Origin of the sequence: Flavobacterium algoriphilum (assembly GCF_048158655.1) — a bacterium.
Classification (GTDB): domain Bacteria; phylum Bacteroidota; class Bacteroidia; order Flavobacteriales; family Flavobacteriaceae; genus Flavobacterium; species Flavobacterium algoriphilum.
In genome coordinates, this window is record NZ_JBLNKY010000001.1 from 660,507 (window position 1) to 675,484 (window position 14,978).

Consider the following 14,978-nt stretch of genomic DNA (forward strand, 5'->3'; position numbering starts at 1 on the left):
ATTTATCGAGGCGTTTTTTTATTTTTATAGAATGACAAATACTTCTTTTTTAGATAAAATAGCCGCCGTTTTAATTGAAAACTATTCAGATAATTTTTCCAATACAATTGTAGTTTTACCAAACAAACGGGCTAAAATATTTTTGATTGAAGCGCTGAAAAATCAGGTAACCACAAATATACTTTCTCCTGAAATTATAAGTATTGAAGATTTTATTCAAGACATCGCAGGCATTCGTACTATTGATCCGATTGAGCTATTATTCGAATTCTATGAAGTCTATTTATCAATTACTGATAAAGCTCACCAACAATCTTTTGAACTCTTTGCCAATTGGGCTAAAACATTGTTACAGGATTTCAATGAAATTGACCGGTATTTATTAGAACCTTCCTACGTTCTTTCTTATCTGAAAGACATAGAAGATATTAAAAAATGGGGAATTGAGGTTGAAAACAAAACTAAATTATTAGAAAAATATATCGATTTTTGGAAATTACTACCCAATTACTATCAATCGCTATACACCCATTTATTGAATAAAAGAATCGGTTATCAAGGTTTGATTTATCGTGAAGCCGTAAATAACCTAAACCATTTTTCGAATTCAGTACAAAATAAACAATTCCTGTTTGCTGGTTTTAATGCACTGAATGCTGCCGAAGAAAAAATAATCCAACATTTAATTGCTTCTGACCAAGCTAAAATATACTGGGATGTTGATCAAGCCTTTCTAAACGATCCGTATCATGATGCAGGACTGTTTGTACGCCGTTTCAAAGAAAGTTGGAAACATTATAAATTGCATCCATTTGAATGGATTGTAAATGATTTTTCGCAAACTAAAAACATTCAGGTTATTGGTACTCCAAAAACGATTGGGCAGGCCAAAATCGCTGGAAGCATTATTGAAAATGTCATCAATGAAAATCCAGATGGGAAGCTAGATAAAGTGGCTATTGTTCTTGGTGAAGAAAATCTTTTGGTTCCGCTTTTATATTCGTTACCGTCAAGCGTTGGTGCTTTGAATATCACTATGGGGTATTCGAGTAAGAACAATCCAGCCCAGATTTTGATTGCCAAATTGTTTAAAATGCATACTAATGCTTTGTCTAGAAATGCCAAAAGTTATGTGTTGTATTACAAAGATGTTTTGGATATTTTGACGCATCCTTTGGTTGAACAATATGCAAATACGAATGGTTTAGTTAAGATCATTAATCAAAACAATTACACTTTTATTACCCATAATAAATTGTTGGAATTAAATGTAAATCCATCTGAGTTGTTTCTTTTGTTATTCCAAAAATGGGAGAATGGATCGATTCCAGTATTAGAGACTATTTCTACATTATTACAAACTATAAAGAATAATTTAAATAACGATAACGAAGAAGAGAAAATTACGAAAGCTTTTGTTTTTGCTATTTTTAAAGTAATTAATAAATTGATTAATTACTACTCAAAACACCAACACATTGATAAAATAGAAACGCTTTATGCTATTTACAAACAAGTAATTGATTTAGCCGAAGTTTCCTTTGAAGGAGAACCTTTGAATGGTTTACAGATTATGGGAGTACTAGAAAGTCGTGTTTTGGATTTTGATACCGTTATTGTTACTTCAATGAATGAAGGGAAATTTCCAGCAGGGAAATCGCAAAATTCTTTTATTCCGTATGATGTGAAACGCGAATTAGGATTGCCAACATTCAAAGAAAAAGATGCTATTTATACGTATCACTTTTATCATTTATTACAAAGAGCAAAGAACATTTATTTACTGTATAATACCGAAAGTGAAGGTTTAGATGCTGGGGAAAAAAGCCGATTCATTACCCAACTGGAAGTAGAAAAACAGGTCAATCATACTTTGTCACACGAAATCTATAATGCTGTGTTACCCGAAACGGCATATCGGCCAATGGTAATTCCTAAATCGGAAATTGTTATGATTCGTTTGAAAGAAATCGCTGAAAAAGGATTTTCCCCATCGGCATTGACGAGTTATATTCGGAATCCAATTCAGTTTTATTTCCAGAAGATTTTGCGCATCAGCGAAGTCGAAGAAGTTGAGGAAAATATTGCTTTGAATACGTTGGGAACTATTATTCACGAAACTTTAAAGGTTTTATACGAGCCTTTTATTGGTAAATTCATTTCCGAAAATGATATTTTAAATTGTTTTAAACAGATTGATGCTGAGGTCTTAAAGCAATTTAAATTAGTTTACAAAGAAGGCGAAATTAAAAAAGGGAGAAATTTATTGGCATTTGAAGTCGCCAAACGAAACGTTTCGAATTTCCTGAAAGTAGAGTTGGAAAGCATCAAAAATGGCGACTCTATAAAAATTATTGTTTTGGAAGAAACTTTTGAGCGGCTGTTGCAGCATCCTAATTTGCCTTTTCCGGTATTGATAAAAGGAAATGTGGATCGTATTGAAGAGCGCAACGGAGTCATTAGGATTATCGATTATAAAACCGGAAAAGTAGAAAAAGCAAGCGTCACTTTGAAATCCTGGAAAGGATTAACAGAAGGTATTAAAAGCGATAAAATCATTCAGGTACTCGCGTATGCTTATATGTATGAGAACGAAGCGAAAGGAAAACCAATTGAAGCAGGAATTATCTCTTTCAAGAATTTAAAAGCAGGCTTTCTTCCGTTTAATTTTAAAGAAGACAAAGAAATAAATTCAGTTATAAATGAAGAAATTTTAAGTAATTATCTGGAACAAATGGTTCTTTTGTTGAGCGAAATTTTAGATCAGAATATTCCTTTTGAAGAAAAAATAATTTAGATACTTTTGAAAAAAGCCAACAATACTTTCAATAATTCCTCCTGGTTCTCAATATGAGTCATGTGTCCGTCCGGAAAAGTTACCAGTTTAACAGTCGTGTTTTCGATTTGTTCTTTGGTTTCTTCGTAATTTAAAACAGGATCTTTTTCACCAAGAATTAATAATTTTGGATAGGGTGTCAGATGCAATAAAACTTCTCGGTCTTTTCTTATTTTCATTCCTTCGAGTGAGGCAACGATTCCTTGAAGGGGTGTTTTTAAAGCTTCTTTTTTTACACTTTCAATTTCTGATGAAAGCCGCTCTCGATTGGATTCGCTGAATAAATTTGCGATGGATAGTGAAACAAAATTAATGAAAGATTGCTTTACTGCTTTGATAGCCCGATCCCTATTTATTTTTCGTTCCTCGCTGTCGGCTCTTGCTGTCGAGTTTAATAAAACCAATCCTTTTATTGTATCAGGATATAATTCGGCGAAAGCCAGTGCCACATAGCCACCCATAGAATGCCCGACAAAAATGGCTTTCCGGATGCGCAATTCCGATAAAACAGTGTGAACCGCATCCGCATTATCTTCCATCGTTTGTAAGTAACTTAAACATTCCGTTTCGCCGTGTCCCAATAAATCAATCGTGATGACGCGGTTTTTTTTAGCAAACTCCGGAATATAAAAATCCCACATTCCTTTGTTTTCCAAGAAACCATGAAGCAAGACAATAGCGGTTCCTTTCCCGGTATCGGAATAAGAGATGTTGGTGTTTTTAAAGAGAATTTGTTTCAAAATGAAAATTTAGTCTACAAAAGTAATACTTTATTTTTTTATGATTTCACATCATAGTAACCGTTTAAAAGGTTGCCATGAGTTACATGAAAAAACACGAAGATAAAATTGTGAAAATCGTTAAAGAGAATAATTAAACAAGTTGTATTTTTTTAACCAATTAAGAAATATAAGTTCATTTAAGAATTACTATTATATTCTTGCATTTGTTATATGAAATAAAAAACGGCCTACATTGCTGTAAGCCGTTCGGGTTATAACTAGTTGAAAGGAGATTAACTGTTCATCAACGTTTCGATTTCGTCCAGTTCAATAGGAATGTTGCGCATCAAATTAAATGGTTCGCCGGTTTCCTGAACAATTACATTGTCCTCCAAACGGATTCCGAAACCTTCGGCTGGAATGTAAATTCCCGGTTCCACGGTGAAAACCATATTGGCTTGCATTGGTTCTGTCAGGATTCCATAATCGTGCGTATCTAATCCCATGTGGTGGGAAGTTCCGTGCATGAAATATTTTTTGTAAGCGGGCCATTCCGGGTTTTCGTTTTGGACATCGGCTTTGTCCAGCAATCCTAAACCAAGCAATTCGGAAGTCATGATTTTTCCCACTTCAAAATGATATTGTTTCCAAAGTGTTCCTGGGGTAAGCATTTTGGTTGCTTCATTCTTTACTCGTAAAACGGCTTCGTAAACAGCTGCCTGTCTGTCGGTAAATTTTCCTGAAACAGGAATCATTCTCGTCATGTCGCTCGAATAATTAGCATATTCTGCAGCTACATCCAATAAAATCAAATCGCCTGCTTGGCATTGTTGGTTGTTTTCGATGTAATGCAACACATTGGCATTGTTTCCCGAAGCAATAATTGGTGTGTAGGCAAAACCTTTGGAACGATTGCGAATGAACTCGTGAATCAGTTCGGCTTCGATTTCGTATTCGGTTACATTTGGTTTTACAAAGGATAATAATCTTCTGTATCCTTTTTCAGTAATGTTACAGGCATTTTGGATTAAATCCAATTCTTCGGTTTCTTTTACAGAACGAATGCGTTGCAAGATCGGATTGCTTTTTGCAACAGCGTGCGCCGGATATTTCTCTTTCCACCATTTTACAAAACGGGCTTCACGAGTTTCGGTTTCCACGGTGGCGCGGTAATGCTCGTTGGTATTGATGTAAATCGTATCCGAATGTGTCATCATTTCGAATAAAATTTTTTCGAAATCCTGTAACCAATGTACAGTTTTGATTCCTGAAACTTCAAAAGCGCGTTCTTTGGTCAGTTTTTCGCCTTCCCAAATCGCGATGTGTTCGCTGGTTTCTTTCAAGAATACCATCTCTCTTTGATGCTCGTATGGCGCATCTGGAAAAAGCAATAAAATGCTTTCTTCTTGATCTACTCCGCTTAAATAAAAAATGTCGCGGTGTTGTGCAAAGGGCATTGTGCTATCAGCACTTATTGGATAAATATCATTAGAGTTGAAAATAGCAACGCTTTTTGGCTTCATCTGAGCCATGAATTTGGTGCGGTTTTTTATAAATAAATCCCGGTCAATTTGATGGTATTTCATAGCAATAGGGTTTAAACTTTTAATTAATCAAAAATACTAAGTTTAAATCGTTTTTTATTGTGAATATGTCAAATTTTAAATAAAAAAAACACAAGATAAAAAAAACAGAAGTCTATCGCATTTTGTGTTTGTATAAAATAAGTTTTAAATGATCTAATCCACCCATTTGTAATAACGAGCTCCTAATAGATTTGGAATTTCTTTTTCTATTCGGTCTAAAACCCACTCGCTTTTGGGAAGTTGAATGCTTCGTTTTTGTTCTTTTTTATGCAGTTTTTCATACGTTTCAAAATCAATTTCAAAGCTTTGTTCTAAGGTTTCAAAAAGATTTATTTTGGTAATTGCACCTCTCCAATCGGGCTGAATTTCCCCTTCGAAAACTTTGGATTTAGAACCACTTCCGTAAGCTAAAAAGCCAAATTTTGAATTTGAAATTTCTTTTTTGGTGTCATAAAAATGTGACAAAGTAGAAAGTAATCCCATAAAAATAGAACCGGTATATAAATTACCAATTAATGAAGAAGCCAATTCAGCTGGTATTAATTTTTCAGTTACAAAATTTTGGTATTCTTCAGATTTGCTGATTCCTTTCAATTTATTTTGGTATTCTGAAGCATCTTCATCTCCGGATATTATTTTAGCGGATGCGTCCAAAGCATAAATTTCACATAACATGCGACGTCCTTGAAAAGCATAGGGCAAATGCATGATGATGCTTTCCCACGAATTATAGATAGTTTCAGTTGTGTTTTTTAATTTTTTTAACGAAAAATAGGCGTTTCTAGTGCGATCCATATAGCATTGGTTGGAATATTGTCCGTCAAAAACCGGTTGGTCTTTGTGGATTTCTATTTCGGCTTCCAGATTGTCAAACCAGGATTCGTTGGTTGCGTTTCCTGTAATTTCTTCTTTTGAAAGTGTTCTAAGCGGCTTAAAAAAGTCGAAAACTCCTTTTGTGCTTGTCGCCCAATTATTTTCGAAGGCAATAATTCTTGGGTTGGAAGTAATCAGCATTGCTAAAGCTCCTGCACCTTGAGTGTATTCCCCAGTTGAATTTAAATCGTATTTCGCAAAATCGGTGGTGACAACGATTGCTTTTTTGGGTGGATTCAGTTTTACAAAATCAATACAATTTTGCAATGCATCAACACCACCAATACAAGCAAAAGTAAAATCAACTACATCACATTCGGACAAAGTATTTTCTCCAAATTTTTGTTCCATTAATGCAATTAAAAAGGAGCTGACGGGTTTTGAACTGTCAATAGCGCTTTCGGTTCCAACATATATTCTTGCAATTTCATTCAGATTCAGATTGTTTTCTTGGATCAGTTTAGTCAAAGCGTTTGCGGCAAAAACTACGATATCTTGATGCGAATCTGGCAGTGTCATTTTGATTAATCCCAACCCTTTTTCTAATTTTTCAGGTTCAATATTTCTAGCTTTCGCTAAAGTTTTAATAGGTAAGTGTATTTTAGCAACATCAAAAGAGATGGAATCAATTCCTGTTTTCATTATTCAATTTTTAAGTGTAAAGTTAAAAACGCATTGTCTTGATACAATTGTTTTAGGAAATAAAATGAAAGTACTTTGTGTTTTTGTTAATTTAGAAATAAACAATAATAAAAATTATTAAATCGGTAATTTTAGTTTCTTTGAAGGTTGTTTTTTGGTAAATTTCATTATGTCTTATTTAAGATTTCTTTCTTATTTGTTTAACCGTTTGTTTTACTGTTTTTCGAATTTTGGTTGGTTTTTAAGGATTCCTTGGCGTTTTGTGTAAAACACTTTAAAATCATTATAAATAACAACGAAAAGGTTGTAGTTACTGTCTAATTGCTCTATTTTTGTAGAATTTTTTAAAACAAATTATATAAATCTTATGGCAAAATCTGTATTATTGAAATCGTCAATAGCAAAAAAAGTAGCTATGGCACTTTCAGGACTTTTTTTGATGTTGTTTCTAGCACAGCATTTTTTTATCAATATGACTTCGGTATTTAGCGCTGATACTTTTAATTCAATTTCTCATTTTATGGGAAACAATCCATTAGTTCAATTCGTAATTCAACCTATATTAATAGTAGGGGTAGTTTTTCACTTTATTATGGGTTTTGTTTTGGATTTTAAAAATAGAAGTGCGAGACCTATTGCTTACGCAAAGAATAATGGGGCTGCAAATTCTTCTTGGGCTTCAAGAAACATGATAGTTTCTGGTTCAGTTGTTTTGGCATTTATTGCGCTACATTTTTACGATTTTTGGTTTCCTGAAATGATTTACAAATATATAGATGTTAGTCCATTGGACGAAACAAGGTATTTTCATGAACTAGTAGCTAAATTTGAAAGCCCGGTTCGTACAGCATTGTATAGCCTGTCATTTTTATTATTGTCATTGCACTTGTGGCATGGTTTCAATTCCTCATTTCAATCAGTAGGTTTTAATAATAAGTATTCAAAATCTTTGCATACTTTAGGATATGCTTTTGCAATTGTAGTTCCTTTTGGTTTCATTTTCATTGCATTATTTCATCATTTTAATCATTAATATTAAATTATAATGGCATTAGATTCAAAAATTCCTAGTGGTCCGATTTCGGACAAATGGACAAATTATAAAGATCATATTAATTTAGTAAATCCCGCTAACAAACGTAATTTAGATATAATTATAGTTGGTACAGGTTTAGCTGGAGGTTCTGCTGCTGCAACATTGGCAGAATTAGGATATAACGTAAAAGCTTTTTGCTTTCAAGATTCACCACGTCGTGCACACTCGATTGCTGCACAAGGAGGGATCAACGCTGCAAAAAATTATAAAGGAGACGGTGACTCTGTTCACAGATTGTTTTACGATACTGTAAAAGGGGGAGATTATCGTGCTCGTGAGGCTAACGTACACCGTTTGGCTGAAGTTTCGTCTAATATTATTGACCAATGTGTGGCACAAGGTGTTCCATTGGCTCGTGAATATGGCGGGTTGTTAGATAACCGTTCTTTTGGAGGAACTTTAGTTTCTCGTACTTTTTACGCACAAGGGCAAACAGGGCAACAATTGCTTTTGGGTGCTTACTCAGCAATGAACCGTCAAATTGGTCGTGGTAAAGTAAAAATGCATAACCGTCACGAAATGCTGGATTTAGTAATCGTAAACGGAAAAGCAAGAGGAATTATCGCTCGTAACTTAGTTACAGGAGAAATAGAAAGACACTCTGCTCATGCTGTTGTTATTGCTTCTGGAGGATACGGAAACGTTTTCTTCTTGTCAACCAATGCGATGGGATCTAATGCTACAGCAGCCTGGAAAATTCATAAAAAAGGAGCGTATTTCGCAAATCCTTGTTACACACAAATTCACCCAACTTGTATTCCGGTTTCTGGAGATCACCAATCGAAATTGACATTAATGTCAGAATCATTGCGTAATGATGGACGTATTTGGGTTCCTGCAAAATTAGAAGATGCGCAAGCGATTCGTGAAGGAAAGAAAAAAGCTACCGATTTATCAGAAGTTGAAAGAGATTATTTCTTAGAAAGAAGGTATCCTGCTTTTGGTAACTTAGTGCCTCGTGATGTAGCTTCACGTGCGGCCAAAGAAAGATGTGATGCTGGTTTTGGAGTAAACAAGACAGGTGAAGCAGTTTATTTGGATTTTGCGGCAGCTATTCAACGTTACGGCAATGAGCAAGCGTATGTAAAAGGATTGGACACTAATGATACTAAACTAGTAACTAAATTAGGTACTGAACTGGTGAAAAGTAAATACGGGAACTTGTTCCAAATGTATTATAAAATTGTAGATGAAGATCCTTATACTTCTCCAATGATGATTTACCCTGCGGTACATTATACAATGGGTGGTACTTGGGTTGATTATAACTTGCAAACTACAATTCCGGGTTGTTTCTCTATTGGAGAATCTAATTTTTCTGACCACGGAGCAAACAGACTTGGAGCTTCGGCTTTGATGCAAGGTTTAGCAGATGGATATTTCGTATTGCCATACACTATTGGAGATTATTTAGCTCCGGATATTAAAATGGGAACAATATCTACAGATTTACCTGAATTTGTTGCTGCTGAAAAAGCAGTAAAAGATCAAATCGAAAAATTCATCAACAATAAAGGAACGCATTCTGTTGACTATTTTCATAAGAAATTAGGAAAAATTATGTGGGACAAAGTTGGAATGGCCCGTAATGCAAAAGGATTAAATGAAGCGATTGTAGAAATTGCTGCTTTACGTGAGGAGTTTTACAAAGAAGTAAAAGTTCCTGGTGATGCAAATGGATTGAATCAAGAATTGGAAAAAGCGACTCGTGTTGCCGATTTCCTAGAATTGGGAGAATTGTTTGCTAAAGATGCTTTACATCGTAATGAATCTTGTGGAGGACATTTCCGTGAAGAATACCAAACAGAAGAAGGGGAAGCACAACGTGACGATGAGAATTTCGCTTACGTAGCTGCATGGGAATACACTGGAAAACCAAGTGAAGCTGTTTTGCATAAAGAGCCGTTGGTATTTGATAACGTGAAATTAGTTCAAAGAAGTTATAAATAGTATTTCGAGGAAAATCTTGAAGATTACTCTTAATACTTAATAATTAAAAAAAGATGAAACTTACATTAAAAATATGGCGTCAAAAAAATGCCGCTACAGAAGGGAAAATAGTCGAATATCCTATAGATCATATTGAACCAGATATGTCGTTTCTTGAAATGCTTGACATTTTGAATGATGAATTAATCATGAAAGGGGATGAGCCTGTAGCTTTTGATCATGATTGTCGCGAAGGAATTTGCGGAATGTGTTCTTTGTATATCAATGGTGAAGCTCACGGGCCAGACAGAGGTGTTACAACGTGTCAATTGCACATGAGAATGTTCAAGGATGGCGATACCATTTTTATTGAGCCATTCAGAGCAAAAGCGTTTCCAGTAATTAAAGATTTAGTTGTTGACAGAAGTTCTTTTGACAGAATTCAACATGCGGGAGGATTTATATCAGTAAATACTTCTGGAAATACAATTGATGCCAATACAATTCCAATTAACAAGAAAGATGCTGATGATGCTTTTGATGCAGCTGCTTGTATTGGTTGTGGCGCTTGTGTTGCGAGTTGTAAAAACTCATCGGCAATGTTATTTGTCGCTGCAAAAGTATCTCAATATGCTTTATTGCCACAAGGAAGAATTGAAGCTACCGAGAGGGTTTTAAATATGGTTAGTCAAATGGATGCTGAAGGTTTTGGTAACTGTACTAATACTGGAGCTTGCGAAGTGGAATGTCCAAAAGGAATTTCTCTTGAAAATATTGCTCGTATGAATAGAGAATATATGTCTGCAAGTTTGAAAGGATAAAAAACGCATAAAATAAAATTAAGAAACGCATTCAATGTAAAAGTTGAATGCGTTTTTTTTATCTTTATAAAAATCATTTCAAATGAAAACGGCACTTATACAATCTTCCTTGTATTGGGAAAACTCAAAGCAAAATCGAGACTATTTCGAAGAGAAAATTAATTTAATTAATGATGATACTGATTTGATTGTACTTCCGGAAATGTTTACTTCCGGATTTACGATGAGTCCAGAAAATGTTTCTGAGACGATGCAAGGTGAAACGGTAAATTGGCTTAAAGTATTGGCAAAAACCAAAAAAACCGCTATTACAGGAAGTTTAGTTATAGAAGAAAACAGTAATTTCTATAACAGAATGGTATTCGTTTTTCCATCAGGAGAAATTCAATTCTATAATAAAAAACACTTATTTACGCTGGCCGGTGAAGACAAAGTGTATACAAGCGGAACCCAAAAAAGCATTGTGGATTATTTAGATTGGAAAATTTGCCTGCAAGTATGTTATGATTTAAGATTTCCTGTATTCTCAAGAAATGCTGAGGATTATGATTTGCTAATTTACGTCGCTAGTTGGCCGAGAATAAGAGTAAATGCTTGGGATGCATTGCTTAAAGCCCGTGCAATAGAAAATATGTGTTATACGATTGGGGTTAATAGAACGGGAGAGGATAACAATGGCTATCAATATACCGGACATTCACAAGTGGTAGATTTTCTTGGGAATTACATTGTGGAACCGGTTGAATCTGAAAGTATTTTATATGCGGAGTTAAATAAAGAAAACATGCTGCAAGCCAGACAAAAACTCGGTTTTTTAAATGACAGGGATACTTTTGAATTAAAAGAATAAAATATTTTTGATTAACGATTTTTGATTTCAGATTTTGTAGAAATCTGAAATCAAAAATCGTTGATCATCATACTAAAATCCCTACTTTTTATCTGTTTTCTTTTTAGGTTCCGGAATGTAAGGAATACTCAGATCAAAAATTTGGTTTACATCCCAATTAGCGCGAACATCTATTTCTTTAGAAAAATAAATCACTTCTTCTGCTTGGTATTTTTCTAAATAATTGCCCGAATCCCATTCTTTGTTTTTGTTTTCATCGTAAATGGCTCTAAGTGTATAAAGCCCGGGTTCAATTAAATTAAAGTCAACTGTTGTATTCTTTTCAGTGTATCCGGTAGCTAAAACTTCTCCTTTTGTATTGGTTAATTCTACAATCACAGGAAATTGTTTTACATTTTGTAAAGACACAGTAAGGTTTCCGTAATCCTCGGTATTTTTGGTGGTTATTTTATAAGATAGTGTGTCATTTGATTTTTCGAAAAAATCAGTTAATGCGCCAGGAAGAATGGAAATACTATAGTCTTCTGAGGGCTCTTTCTTAAAATCAAAATATAATTTCTGATTAAATTCATCATATTCAGTAGTAAAAGGTATAGAAATAGCTGCTTTGTTAACTAATTTTATTTTAGAATAGTTAAAAGTTACCAAAGGAGTGGCAGTTTCTAAAGAAAATCGGTCTTTAAGATTTAATCCGCTATTTTGTACAACAGTAATATTTAAAGTATCTTTTTTCTGGTCTTTAATTTTAAAGGAAAAATTTGCGCTGTATTTGTCTTTGTCTACAGCCAAAGTTAACGAATCGGTTTTTATTGGTTTGTACCATATTTGTAGCGAATCTTTTTTAGGTAGTTGCGTAACGATGGAAGGGATGATTTCATTGTGATTTTTCAAGATTATTTTAGGTCTTGAGTTGGCTTGACTTATTTTTCCTTCGTAGCCCATCAGTAATCGATTTCCAGACGCCTGACTTGGTTTATAAGCCTTGAATGGGAGAACTTGTCGGAATATTGATAATTCGTAAATGGTATCGTTTGGAATGGTAATGAATTGTTTGTTAAATCCAATTTTATCTTTTTTAGGATTGAATTTATTATTGTTATTGTAGTCTTTCATTGCTACCAGAAGGTATTTTCCGGCTTTAAGATTCTCAAAACGAAATGTTTTTAGACTATCCAAGGTACTCGTTAGGTATCTCGGATTCTTATTATACACTATAGAATCCTTAAAGGTGTCATTTACTTCATATAACATGACTGAAACGAATGATTCCACTTCCTTTTCATAGGCATCTTTTACAGTTCCGCTGAGGGATAAAGAATCGATATAGTCTCCAGTTGAAAATACATATTTAAACTGGTTTAATGGATTTTCTTCATTATTATCTGCTATACTCTGACCAAAGTTGAAACTATAAGTCGTGTTAGGTTGCAGTGTATCTTTTATTTTGATTGTAATAAATTTACTTACGGTTGTAGGAAGAATTAAAGGTTCATTTTTCATTGGTGGTGAAATAACCAATTGTTTATTTAGATTCTTTAATTTTATATTTTCGTCAAAGACCAATTTAATTTCATTTCCTTCGAAATTGGTGTTAAAATTCTTCGGAAAACTTACTTTTAAAACGGGTGCAATAGTGTCTTTTAAGCCTCCGGTAATGCTCCCTCTTTTTGCACAGCCAATTATAAGTAAAAGCAGAAATAAGGAAATGTATTTTAAATTGTTTTTCAACATATCAAATCAAAATTAGAATCTACAAAATAACAATTATAATTAATGTAATCGAAATTTTTTATCGAATTATTATGAGGGATTTAACGAGGCCTACTTTTATAATTCTTCTTGTTTTTTATGATTTTTAATGTTTAAATTTACATGGTTGTGAGGCTGGGGATTTTTAAAAATACAATTTTTCTGCCTTTAAATTTTATAAATAATTTTCAATTGAATATTTAAATAATGAAAAAAATAGAACATATTGGGATTGCAGTTAATGATTTAGAAACTTCAAATTTAATTTTCGAAAAGCTATTAGGTGTTCCGGCCTATAAATTTGAAGAAGTAAAAAGTGAAGGGGTAACGACCTCGTTCTTTAATGTTGGTCCTAATAAAATAGAACTTTTAGCAGCCACTAATCCCGATAGTCCTATTGCAAAATTTATTGCCAAAAAAGGAGAAGGAATACATCATGTTGCTTTTGAGGTAGAGGATATTGTCCTGGAAATAGCGCGTTTAAAAAAAGAAGGCTTTGTTATTTTGAATGAAACCCCAAAGAAAGGGGCCGATAACAAGCTAGTTGCTTTTTTACATCCAAAAAGTACTAATAGTGTTTTGATTGAGCTATGTCAGGAAATTCGATAATTTTTTTTGTTAAAAAAGATAGAATTCTAATCCTCAGTTGGTTTCAATTATAAATTTTTAAATAATGAAACTATCTGAAAATCTAGGGCAAAAATATTTGGAGCAAATGAAAAATAGTAGTAATATTGCAAACTCTTAACCGGTCCTATAGCTCAGTTGGTTAGAGCACCTGACTCATAATCAGGTGGTCCCTGGTTCGAGCCCAGGTGGGACCACATAAAAAAGCCTTTCAAAATTTTGAAAGGCTTTTTTTATAACAATATAAAAAGCAAAATTCATTTAAAAAAATCATACTTTTGTCACGAATACTGTTGTTTTTGTTAAAACGATATGGTTTTTTTGCAAAAGAATAAATATGATGGAAAAATATTCGCGTTAGATAATTATCTCTTATTTTTCTGAATTATGAAAGTTTTTAAAAAAGGTTTTTTCACTATAATCTTATTTGCGCTTAGCATTTTTGATGTTTTGGGTCAGGGTCCTCCTCCGCCAGCTCCTCCGCCGCCGCCGCCAGGGTTGCCTATTGATGAGGATATTTTTATGGGAATTATAATTGCGTTACTATTTGGGATTTATATCATTTATAGCTTTAGATTAAAAACAAAAACTCCAACTTAAGTTGGAGTTTTTGTTTTTAAAAGGGTTGTTGTGTTGTTTTATTTGTTGGTGTATAGTCTAGCGATGTATTTGCCTATAACATCAAACTCAAGATTAATTTTTGTGCCTACTTTAAAAGAATGAAAATTGGTATGTTCATGCGTATATGGGATAATTGCTACGCTAAACTGATTTTTAGTTGAGTTTACTACAGTCAAACTTACTCCGTTAACCGTTATTGAACCTTTTTCAATGGTAATGTTGTTTAGTGTTTCATCATATTCGAAAGTATAAAGCCAACTTCCATTAGTTTCTTCGGCTACTATGCAAGTTCCTGTTTGGTCAACATGGCCTTGGACTATATGGCCGTCGAGTCTGTCACCCAACTTCATTGCTCTTTCAAGATTTACAATGTCTCCTTCTTGCCAGGAACCTAAATTTGTTTTTTTTATAGTCTCGTCAATGGCTGTTACGGTATAGAAAGTGTCATTTAAGGCAACTACTGTCAAACAGATTCCATTGTGAGCTACGCTTTGGTCTATTTGTAATTCGCTGGTGATTGATGAATTCATTGTGATGTGAACGTTGTCTTTCTCTTTTTTTATTTCTTGGATTACACCAAGGGTTTCTATGATTCCTGTAAACATTTCTTATTTTATTTTACTAAA

At 33.7% G+C, this 14,978-nt stretch carries 12 protein-coding genes and 1 tRNA gene; 8 read left to right on the plus strand and 5 right to left on the minus strand.

Annotated features, from left to right (window positions below; translation table 11 throughout):
* Window positions 1–31: 31 nt before the first annotated feature.
* On the plus strand, window positions 32–2,797 hold the full coding sequence (locus ACM55G_RS02850) for a PD-(D/E)XK nuclease family protein (protein ID WP_416842400.1): 2,766 nt from the start codon (window positions 32–34) through the stop codon (window positions 2,795–2,797).
* Here the strand turns inward: ACM55G_RS02850 and ACM55G_RS02855 are convergent.
* The 3 genes from ACM55G_RS02855 to ACM55G_RS02865 form a co-directional block, all read right to left on the minus strand.
* Window positions 2,794–3,576: an alpha/beta fold hydrolase gene (locus ACM55G_RS02855; RefSeq protein WP_416842402.1), complete on the minus strand. Its 783-nt coding sequence runs from the start codon at window positions 3,574–3,576 to the stop codon at window positions 2,794–2,796. The two genes, ACM55G_RS02850 and ACM55G_RS02855, sit on opposite strands and share 4 nt — an antisense overlap.
* A gap of 275 nt (window positions 3,577–3,851) precedes the next feature.
* A complete protein-coding gene (locus ACM55G_RS02860) occupies window positions 3,852–5,144 on the minus strand; it encodes an aminopeptidase P family protein (RefSeq protein ID WP_416842403.1) in 1,293 nt (430 codons plus the stop codon).
* 153 nt (window positions 5,145–5,297) lie between these two features.
* Window positions 5,298–6,659, minus strand: a complete 1,362-nt coding sequence (locus ACM55G_RS02865) for a hydroxymethylglutaryl-CoA synthase family protein (RefSeq protein WP_416842404.1) — start codon at window positions 6,657–6,659, stop codon at window positions 5,298–5,300.
* 367 nt (window positions 6,660–7,026) lie between these two features.
* Here ACM55G_RS02865 and ACM55G_RS02870 point away from each other — a divergent pair, with 367 nt between their 5' ends.
* The 4 genes from ACM55G_RS02870 (at window position 7,027) to ACM55G_RS02885 (ending at window position 11,355) form a co-directional block, all read left to right on the plus strand.
* Window positions 7,027–7,692 carry a succinate dehydrogenase cytochrome b subunit gene (locus ACM55G_RS02870; protein ID WP_416842405.1) on the plus strand — a complete coding sequence of 222 codons (666 nt, stop codon included), beginning with the start codon at window positions 7,027–7,029 and terminating at the stop codon, window positions 7,690–7,692.
* 12 nt (window positions 7,693–7,704) lie between these two features.
* Window positions 7,705–9,705 carry a fumarate reductase/succinate dehydrogenase flavoprotein subunit gene (locus ACM55G_RS02875; protein ID WP_416842406.1) on the plus strand — a complete coding sequence of 667 codons (2,001 nt, stop codon included), beginning with the start codon at window positions 7,705–7,707 and terminating at the stop codon, window positions 9,703–9,705.
* Between the two features lie 53 nt (window positions 9,706–9,758).
* Window positions 9,759–10,505 (plus strand): succinate dehydrogenase/fumarate reductase iron-sulfur subunit, encoded by a 747-nt coding sequence (locus ACM55G_RS02880; RefSeq protein WP_416842407.1) that lies wholly within the window; start codon window positions 9,759–9,761, stop codon window positions 10,503–10,505.
* An 82-nt stretch (window positions 10,506–10,587) separates the two neighbouring features.
* Window positions 10,588–11,355, plus strand: coding sequence for a nitrilase family protein (locus tag ACM55G_RS02885; RefSeq protein WP_416842408.1), 768 nt, complete (start codon window positions 10,588–10,590; stop codon window positions 11,353–11,355).
* A gap of 81 nt (window positions 11,356–11,436) precedes the next feature.
* Here ACM55G_RS02885 and ACM55G_RS02890 read toward each other — a convergent pair whose 3' ends face one another.
* Window positions 11,437–13,086 (minus strand): Ig-like domain-containing domain, encoded by a 1,650-nt coding sequence (locus ACM55G_RS02890; protein WP_416842409.1) that lies wholly within the window; start codon window positions 13,084–13,086, stop codon window positions 11,437–11,439.
* Between the two features lie 225 nt (window positions 13,087–13,311).
* Between ACM55G_RS02890 and mce the strand changes: the two genes are divergently transcribed.
* The 3 genes from mce (at window position 13,312) to ACM55G_RS02905 (ending at window position 14,331) form a co-directional block, all read left to right on the plus strand.
* Window positions 13,312–13,713 (plus strand): methylmalonyl-CoA epimerase, encoded by a 402-nt coding sequence (gene mce / locus ACM55G_RS02895; RefSeq protein WP_416842410.1) that lies wholly within the window; start codon window positions 13,312–13,314, stop codon window positions 13,711–13,713.
* Window positions 13,714–13,854: 141 nt separating this feature from the next.
* Window positions 13,855–13,928 (plus strand) — tRNA-Ile (locus ACM55G_RS02900).
* A 190-nt stretch (window positions 13,929–14,118) separates the two neighbouring features.
* Window positions 14,119–14,331 (plus strand): hypothetical protein, encoded by a 213-nt coding sequence (locus ACM55G_RS02905; protein WP_416842411.1) that lies wholly within the window; start codon window positions 14,119–14,121, stop codon window positions 14,329–14,331.
* Window positions 14,332–14,369: 38 nt separating this feature from the next.
* On the opposite strand, the gene ACM55G_RS02910 is transcribed toward ACM55G_RS02905, so the two are convergent.
* On the minus strand, window positions 14,370–14,957 hold the full coding sequence (locus ACM55G_RS02910) for a riboflavin synthase (protein ID WP_416842412.1): 588 nt from the start codon (window positions 14,955–14,957) through the stop codon (window positions 14,370–14,372).
* Window positions 14,958–14,978: the final 21 nt, after the last annotated feature.

What these genes read in the sequence shown, in the direction of transcription:
- ACM55G_RS02890 (WP_416842409.1), bottom strand. Translation starts at nt 13,086, where the DNA reads ATGTTGAAAAACAATTTAAAATACATTTCCTTATTTCTGCTTTTACTT.
- ACM55G_RS02870 (WP_416842405.1), top strand. Translation starts at nt 7,027, where the DNA reads ATGGCAAAATCTGTATTATTGAAATCGTCAATAGCAAAAAAAGTAGCT.
- ACM55G_RS02865 (WP_416842404.1), bottom strand. Translation starts at nt 6,659, where the DNA reads ATGAAAACAGGAATTGATTCCATCTCTTTTGATGTTGCTAAAATACAC.
- ACM55G_RS02860 (WP_416842403.1), bottom strand. Translation starts at nt 5,144, where the DNA reads ATGAAATACCATCAAATTGACCGGGATTTATTTATAAAAAACCGCACC.
- ACM55G_RS02880 (WP_416842407.1), top strand. Translation starts at nt 9,759, where the DNA reads ATGAAACTTACATTAAAAATATGGCGTCAAAAAAATGCCGCTACAGAA.
- ACM55G_RS02905 (WP_416842411.1), top strand. Translation starts at nt 14,119, where the DNA reads ATGAAAGTTTTTAAAAAAGGTTTTTTCACTATAATCTTATTTGCGCTT.
- mce (WP_416842410.1), top strand. Translation starts at nt 13,312, where the DNA reads ATGAAAAAAATAGAACATATTGGGATTGCAGTTAATGATTTAGAAACT.
- ACM55G_RS02885 (WP_416842408.1), top strand. Translation starts at nt 10,588, where the DNA reads ATGAAAACGGCACTTATACAATCTTCCTTGTATTGGGAAAACTCAAAG.
- ACM55G_RS02850 (WP_416842400.1), top strand. Translation starts at nt 32, where the DNA reads ATGACAAATACTTCTTTTTTAGATAAAATAGCCGCCGTTTTAATTGAA.
- ACM55G_RS02910 (WP_416842412.1), bottom strand. Translation starts at nt 14,957, where the DNA reads ATGTTTACAGGAATCATAGAAACCCTTGGTGTAATCCAAGAAATAAAA.
- ACM55G_RS02875 (WP_416842406.1), top strand. Translation starts at nt 7,705, where the DNA reads ATGGCATTAGATTCAAAAATTCCTAGTGGTCCGATTTCGGACAAATGG.